Here is a 7,259-nt window from a genome sequence, read left to right on the forward strand (position 1 = left end):
CAGAAACTTGACCAGCTCACGGTAGCCCTGAAAGAAATCTTCGTAAGAGTAGCTTGGATGGAACTGCACGATCTCCGTGTAGCTGTCATTGCCAGCGATATGCGCAGCGAGTTTTAAGGCGAGAAACGTCTTACCTGTGCCAGGAGGGCCGAAAAGGATGATCTGACGACGGCGTTCAATGAGGTTCAACTGCTTTTGGAGCCATGTCGAGTCCATGAATACGGACTCGGCTAGGGCTTGTGTGGCTGGAGGGAACGAGCGTGTTGCTCCTTGACTATGTTCCCGGTTTTGAGCGGTCGTTGTCTGGTCTAGGTTCTTTTCCTCTTCATCATCAGCAACTAGCTCCGTATTTTGGCCGCCTTTCCATGCTTCGGCATAGGGAGGTATATGGAAATTGACTGCCTCACCCGATTTGACCTGAAGTTGAAGCACAATAGAGAGCAGATCATGGTCGAGGTCCCCGGTGCTTTCGCCGATCTCGCCGATGAATGCCGCGCGGATGGCTTCCCTGTAATCAAGAGAAACGACGGATGTTATCTGGAGCGGGTGAACGAGGTAGACCAATGAATGCCGTTGGGTTGGAAACTTTTTCCTGGCAAGCCTTGAACTAAGCCACGCCAGGCCCAAGCATTTTCAAGTAGTGTCCCTTTCTCCTCGCTCGACTTGTTGCACCAGTCGTTCAGCAAGCTGATGATAAGAACAAGAGCATCATAAAGGTTTTGGTTCATTGCTGTGCCGGGATTGAAGCTACCAGATTTGAACGCCTTGGAAACTTCGACAGGTATCTGCACAGGGTGGTCCATATACCCTAGGAGCGTTTGCACACGCTCGGTTTTCTTTCTCTCGCCGATGGTTTTCGAGCCCATCGGGAGGAGCTGCCAACAGACAAGTTCGGCCATTAACAGCCGCGCGTCATCCGAGACCAGAGCCATCTGTCCTTTGAGCTTATTGACGAAGTCTCCCGACCCGAAGTCCGGTTTATCCACAAAGACTGCACGTAACTCGTCAACGGGGCCGCGCGACCAAACCTCACGACCTGGGGCGAAGGCGGACTCACCGTTTTTCAGTCCTCGATCCACGAAAAGCTGGGCGGCACTGCGAACGGCTTCTTCCTCCTTGCTAGTGGCAACAATGATTGTGCGAAGCTGCTCATCTTTATCTTCGTTTCTCAGCGCGTCCCATTCCTGATAGAGATGGCGCGCTTCCGCCACTAGCTCCGTGGCACTTTCGTGCTCTTCGAGAGCACACCGCCCTGAATCGGTGATACTCCACAGTCCGGTGCCGTCTTTTTCGATCCAGCCGGCCTTCACCAGGTCGACGGAGGACCACATGAGCTCCGTTTCGCCACGGGACTTTCCGTCGGATTTTGTCTCGGCTTCGACGCCTTCTGCAGGTACCAGGTCGAACACTTCAGAAGCGAGCGAATTAGGACCGTATGCCTTAGCGCGCCCATTGGGGCTGGCCGCCAGTTGTTTGAGGACGAGTTGGACCCGTTTCGCGTTGTTATCAGTTGTAGGCACAGTGAGCTCCTTGTTCTTTACTAGCAGATTACGCTGGGGCACCGACGGAACTGTGGAGTACACTCTCCGACACTGACCGAATGCCGGAATGTATTCGAAGCGCTCGACGAGCTACATGGAGAAGAGATAGAAAAGAACCCGCACAGCGACAGTGTTCGTTGAATCGATACTGGAATTCGCTTCTGTCTGTCGGCCCAAGAACCAATTAATCTTCGAGGATGGAGTGTGAGTAGGAGCCCACAGTCAGACGCCGTTAAATGACGTAATTTCACAGAGTGGAAGTAGCCCTTCATGTCGTATTAGCGAAGGCCTTGAAGCGAATAATCGCAAAACGAATCTCAGCTCAGAACGTCGTTCCTGAGTATCCAAGTTTTCGGGAAATTTGGGCGGCGGTGGCACCCATAACTCCTTTCAATGCCTTCATTCGTTCATCAGGCATGTAGGGATTTGTCGCAGACATGCTTATTGCAGCGATGACTTTTCCGCTACCATCACGAATCGGTGCGGCCACGCATCTGATGCCTGGCTCATTGTCTTCCAAATCCAGCGCCGTACCTTCTTCGGCATAAATTTTCATGCGACTAAGAAATCCCTCTTTCGTCTGGGTAGATGACTGTTGCACAGGGGATTCTGAGTCGAAAGTTTTTTCCCAACGTTCTGGGCTGTCAAGTAGCAACGCTTTGCCGATACCAGTGCGACTCAGGGGCATACGTTGACCTACTCTAGATCGCATCTGTGCACCGCGGGTTCCTGGTACTTTATCAACGTAAAGCACCTGGGCTTCGTCTTCGACTGCAAGGTGCACGGTGTCTTGATACTTGCGGGCGAGCTCTTCTAAGATCGGTTTCGCTATCACTGGAACGGGACTCTGATATAGCGCATGGAAGCCCAGCTCGATTAGAGCCGGTCCCAGGCTGAAATCGGTACCGTGGCTGCTGCGAAGAAACCCTCTTTGGACCAGTAACTTCACCATTCTCTGAGCTGCACTTTTTCCAATATTGGCAGACGCTGCGACTTCATTGAGGGTGGTCGCACCCTTTCCGACAGCTCTCAGTATGTCGAGTCCACGCGCAAGTGTCAGCGTGCCGGCAGGCGGGTGTTCAGGAGCACTTTCTTCAACTTCTACTGACATTGGGGATTCCTCCCGTGTAGGAAAATAATTCACTTCATCCCACTATATGCAACGCTCTTTGAACTATTGGGACGAGTCGGACAATATTCACATGTGAATGGGAGCACATTCCAGCAAGCTAGTAAGACCCGCGAGAACAAATCAGGAGACATGACAAACATGGCCGAAGCCCAGTTAATTGCTTTGGACTGGGGGACCACATCTGCTCGCGCCTATCTAATGGGACGTGGCGGTGAAATCCTGGCCGAACGAAGCAAACCCCTTGGGATCATGCAGGTGAACCGAAATGCCGAAGAGAAGTCGTTGGTGCTCGAAGTAGCCTTCGGTGCTGCATTTGAAGAGTTATGTGGTGATTGGTCGGAAACCCTTCCTTTAACGCCAATCATTGCCTGCGGCATGGTTGGGAGCCGACAGGGATGGATCGAAGCAGCATATCGCCCGGCGCCTGCAGATCTATCCACACAGAACCTTGAATTGGCCACCGTCGAGGTTGGCCATGGACAACGTTTGCATGTCATCCCTGGGGTCTTGGATTCAAAAGAACTGCCGGACGTGATGCGTGGCGAAGAGACGCAAATACTCGGTGCTTTGGATCTTGACACTGAGCAAAGCGATTCAGAGGATGAACAGCTCTTTTTACTCCCAGGCACTCATTCGAAGTGGGTGCGAGTAAAGGGACAAACGATCATTGATTTTTCAACTTCGATGACCGGTGAGACTTTCGCATTACTCAGTAAGCATTCGATTTTGTCTAAACTGATGGATCCAGCGACAGATGAGAACTGGAACGCGTTTGATCGTGGCGTTCGAGTCTCGCGGTCATCTATCGGTTCGGTTGACGTCATGCTGACGGCATTCTCCGCACGCACATTGGTGCTCACCGGGAGGTTGGAGAGAACTGAAGTCAGCGATTACTTGTCAGGTCTGATGATCGGATCTGAAATTCGTTCGGTTATTGAGCGATGGAAAGACCGAGAAGTTCCCGCACTGACAATTTGCGGTAACCAAGAGCTCAACAAACGCTATGCGCGTGCTCTTGCGTTATTTGATGTCCAGCGAGTTCGAGAACTTCAGGGCACGGCCGCAAGGGGCCTCTGGTCGGTGGCCTCCACTGTGGGGTTGCTGCAGGCCTCATCAGTTTAGATTTCGAAATTTAAAAACGATCCAACAGAAAGGACAATGTCGTGATTGATACCCTCGCTCCATTGCATCCATCCGGACTTGTTGCCATCTTGCGCGGTATGAACCCTGCGGAAGCACAAGCCGTGGGCGAAAGCCTTTACGCGAGCGGTTTCCGGGCGCTAGAGGTGCCGCTGAATTCCCCGCAACCACTACGTAGTATTGAAATTTTGCGCAGTACCCTGCCAGCCGACGCCGTCGTAGGAGCAGGTACTGTACTCTCCGTCGAACAGGTTCGCTCCTGTCATGCAGCGGGTTCGCAGATTATTGTTTCTCCCAGCACGAACATCAACGTGATCAAAGAAACCGTAGCACTAGGTATGGATTCGTTCCCGGGAGCTGCGACGCCTAGCAATGCGTTTGATGCGATTGAAGCAGGTGCCAAAAACGTCAAGATTTTCCCAGCCGAGCAAGTTGGGTTAGCGGGGTTCAAGGCTTGGACTTCTGTAATTCCCCAAAATATCCGGCTTCTCCCGGTCGGCGGTATCTCGGAAGAGAACATGTTTGAGTGGGCCGAAGCAGGAGCTACTGGATTTGGTATTGGTTCTTCCCTCTATAAAGCAGGTCGAAGCTTAGACGATCTAAAAAAACGGGCAGACAAGCTTGTCGACGCCTACCGAACGATCCATGAGATGAGGAAGTCTGCATGAAAATCACAAAACTGACCACCTATATGGTGCCGCCACGTTGGCTGTTCTTGAAGATTGAAACTGACGAAGGAATCGTCGGCTGGGGCGAACCTGTTTTGGAAGGTCGAGCAGCAACGGTAGCGGCCGCTGTGGATGAATTATCGGATTATCTCATCGGTCAGGATCCTCGGAACATTGAAGATCTGTGGACCGTCATGTACCGCGGTGGTTTCTACCGCGGTGGCGGGATCATGATGAGCGCACTCGCCGGAATCGACCAGGCACTCTGGGATATTAAAGGCAAAGCGCTCGGTGTTCCTGCGTACGAGTTGCTCGGTGGCAAGGTCCGCGACAAGATTCGGGTGTATTCGTGGATTGGTGGGGACCGTCCCTCGGATACTGCAGCTGCTGCGAAATCCGCGGTCGACCGAGGATTTACTGCCGTCAAAATGAACGGAACAGAAGAACTACAGTACATAGACACGTGGGATAAGGTCCAAGGCTGCTTGGAGAACGTCCAAGCCGTTCGGGACGCTGTTGGTGAGACCGTGGGTATCGGTGTCGATTTCCATGGTCGTGTTCACAAGCCCATGGCGAAGGTACTGCTGCGTGAGCTTGAGCAGTACAAGCTGATGTTCATCGAAGAACCGGTGCTCAGCGAAAATATCGGATCAATGCTGGAACCGCTACGTAACTCCAGTACGCCGATTGCTCTGGGTGAGCGCCTCTTCTCCCGTTGGGATTTCAAAGATGTCTTGGCCAGCGGAGCTGTGGACATCATTCAGCCGGACCCTTCGCACTGCGGCGGCATCACCGAAGCGCGAAAGATTGCGTCCATGGCGGAAGCCTATGACGTTGCCGTTGCGCTGCACTGCCCACTTGGTCCAATCGCTTTGGCTGCAAACCTGCAGATTGATGCCGGTGCCTATAACGCATTCATCCAAGAGCAGTCTCTGGGTATTCATTACAACGAGTCCAACGACCTCCTTGACTACGTCAATGACCCGTCGGTCTTTGCCTACGAAGATGGCATGGTCGCCATCCCGGAAGGCCCGGGTCTGGGCATTGACGTCAACGAAGAATACGTCATTGAACGCGCAGCGGAAGGACACCGCTGGCGCAATCCAATTTGGCGTCACAAAGATGGGTCCTTCGCAGAATGGTAAACCATATGTCACAGTCGACAGCGTTGTCAGCTCCCGCCTCTAAGGGAAATGGCAAAGCCACAAAAATGCGCTACGTCGTAGCGCTCATGTTGTTCCTTACCGTGGTTATCAACTACATGGATCGTTCAAACCTTTCGGTGGCGGCCCCGCTCATTGCCGACGAATTTGGTTTAGATACCGCACAACAGGGCCTGTTGCTCTCCGCGTTTGGCTGGACCTACGCTGCAATGCAGTTACCCGGCGGTTGGCTAGTCGACCGAGTTCAGCCACGACTGCTGTACCCAATTTGTTTGGTGCTGTGGTCCATAGCGACCATCTTCATGGGTTTGGCCGGCAGCTTTGTCGCACTGATTGTCTTGCGCATGGCGGTGGGCGGATTTGAAGCGCCGGCTTACCCAATCAACAACAAGGTAGTGACCGCCTGGTTCCCAGAGCGTGAACGCGCATCGGCTATCGGTTTCTACACCTCGGGCCAGTTCATTGGACTGGCACTGCTGACTCCAGTTCTACTGTGGTTGCAGCACGCATTGACTTGGCACTGGGTCTTCGTAGTTACCGGTGGAGTAGGCGTGGTGTGGGGCCTGGTCTGGTACTTCGTCTATCGCAACCCGGTCGATTCGAAGCGAGTCAATGCTGCCGAAGTGGATTATATCCGCGAAGGTGGCGGACTTGTTGACCTTGGCAGCGCCAAGACCAAAGAGGTCAAGCCAAAACTGAGCAAGGCAGACTTTGCTTTGGTGTTGGGACGTCGCAAATTGTGGGGAATCTATATTGGTCAGTTCTGTCTGACCTCAACCCTTTGGTTCTTCCTCACTTGGTTCCCGACATACCTAGTGACGTACCGTCAGATGGACTACATCAAGACTGGCTTCTTGGCGTCGCTTCCTTTTGTTGCTGCGCTGGTCGGCGTCCTGATCAGTGGCGTGCTTTCGGATCTGATGCTCAAGCGTGGCGCAAGCCTAGGCACTTCGCGTAAGCTGCCAATCATCGTTGGCCTGCTGCTCTCGATGAGCATGATTGGCGCGATTTTTACCGATAGCACAGCAATGGTCATCATGTTTATGTCCATTGCCTTCTTCGGAAATGGTTTGGCATCGATTACATGGTCATTGGTATCCGCCATGGCGCCATCGCACCTGATCGGTTTGACCGGAGGCATGTTTAACTTCATCGGTAACTTGTCTTCGATTGCCACCCCAATTGTGATTGGTTTGCTGGTGTCAGCCACAGACTTTGGTCCAGCTTTCATCTACATGACAGTTGTGGCTGCCGCAGGAATTCTGGCATACGTCTTCCTCGTGGGTAAGGTTCAGCGCGTAGAAAGCTAAAGTGATCTAGCTTGTAGTGAGGTCAGGTCCGGAGCCGTTTCATACGGAATCGGACCTGACTTTTGCATGACAAACATAGTGTTATCGAGAAAGAGCCTGCATTTTCTGGATGGAATGTTTCTATGAGCCGGAATTTTGAACGAGAAGCGTTACTGACTTCCTTCGCATTCTGGAGAGGCTTGTTGAACCGTCTGAAAATTATGTTGCCAGTTCACTGGTGATTCCATCAGGCAACTAGCCCAGATTTTTCATGAAGTCTCTGACAGCCGCCGAAATCCGATAACCAGGATTCCCGGTGGCCGTTA

At 52.6% G+C, this 7,259-nt stretch carries 7 protein-coding genes; 4 read left to right on the forward strand and 3 right to left on the reverse strand.

What is annotated here, in order from left to right:
- The 3 genes from CIK76_RS05545 to CIK76_RS05555 all read right to left on the reverse strand — a co-directional run.
- Positions 1-564: AAA family ATPase (locus CIK76_RS05545; protein ID WP_141393482.1), on the reverse strand; the 564-nt coding region annotated here is incomplete at its 3' end.
- Positions 534-1,520 (reverse strand): winged helix-turn-helix domain-containing protein, encoded by a 987-nt coding sequence (locus CIK76_RS05550; protein WP_176484103.1) that lies wholly within the window; start codon positions 1,518-1,520, stop codon positions 534-536. The genes CIK76_RS05550 and CIK76_RS05545, both read right to left, overlap by 31 nt.
- 343 nt (positions 1,521-1,863) lie before the next feature.
- Positions 1,864-2,652: an IclR family transcriptional regulator gene (locus tag CIK76_RS05555; protein ID WP_096254414.1), complete on the reverse strand. Its 789-nt coding sequence runs from the start codon at positions 2,650-2,652 to the stop codon at positions 1,864-1,866.
- A gap of 159 nt (positions 2,653-2,811) precedes the next feature.
- Here CIK76_RS05555 and CIK76_RS05560 point away from each other — a divergent pair, with 159 nt between their 5' ends.
- From CIK76_RS05560 to CIK76_RS05575, 4 genes are read left to right on the forward strand one after another with little or no spacing between them, the layout of a single operon-like run.
- Complete coding sequence (locus CIK76_RS05560) at positions 2,812-3,795, forward strand: 2-dehydro-3-deoxygalactonokinase (protein ID WP_176484104.1); 984 nt, start codon at positions 2,812-2,814, stop codon at positions 3,793-3,795.
- Between the two features lie 41 nt (positions 3,796-3,836).
- Positions 3,837-4,481, forward strand: coding sequence for a 2-dehydro-3-deoxy-6-phosphogalactonate aldolase (locus tag CIK76_RS05565; RefSeq protein ID WP_255248359.1), 645 nt, complete (start codon positions 3,837-3,839; stop codon positions 4,479-4,481).
- A complete protein-coding gene (gene dgoD / locus CIK76_RS05570; RefSeq protein ID WP_096284284.1) occupies positions 4,478-5,626 on the forward strand; it encodes a galactonate dehydratase in 1,149 nt (382 codons plus the stop codon). Before CIK76_RS05565 ends, dgoD begins: the two co-directional genes overlap by 4 nt.
- A 5-nt stretch (positions 5,627-5,631) precedes the next feature.
- Positions 5,632-6,954 carry an MFS transporter gene (locus tag CIK76_RS05575; RefSeq protein WP_096284286.1) on the forward strand — a complete coding sequence of 441 codons (1,323 nt, stop codon included), beginning with the start codon at positions 5,632-5,634 and terminating at the stop codon, positions 6,952-6,954.
- Positions 6,955-7,259: the final 305 nt, after the last annotated feature.

The sequence above is a fragment of the Glutamicibacter sp. BW80 genome (assembly GCF_002332385.1).
Taxonomy (GTDB): Bacteria; Actinomycetota; Actinomycetes; order Actinomycetales; family Micrococcaceae; genus Glutamicibacter.

Bases quoted from the DNA above. Each gene is read 5' to 3' on its own strand.
- CIK76_RS05575 (WP_096284286.1), top strand. From the start codon at position 5,632: ATGTCACAGTCGACAGCGTTGTCAGCTCCCGCCTCTAAGGGAAATGGC.
- dgoD (WP_096284284.1), top strand. From the start codon at position 4,478: ATGAAAATCACAAAACTGACCACCTATATGGTGCCGCCACGTTGGCTG.
- CIK76_RS05555 (WP_096254414.1), bottom strand. From the start codon at position 2,652: ATGTCAGTAGAAGTTGAAGAAAGTGCTCCTGAACACCCGCCTGCCGGC.
- CIK76_RS05560 (WP_176484104.1), top strand. From the start codon at position 2,812: ATGGCCGAAGCCCAGTTAATTGCTTTGGACTGGGGGACCACATCTGCT.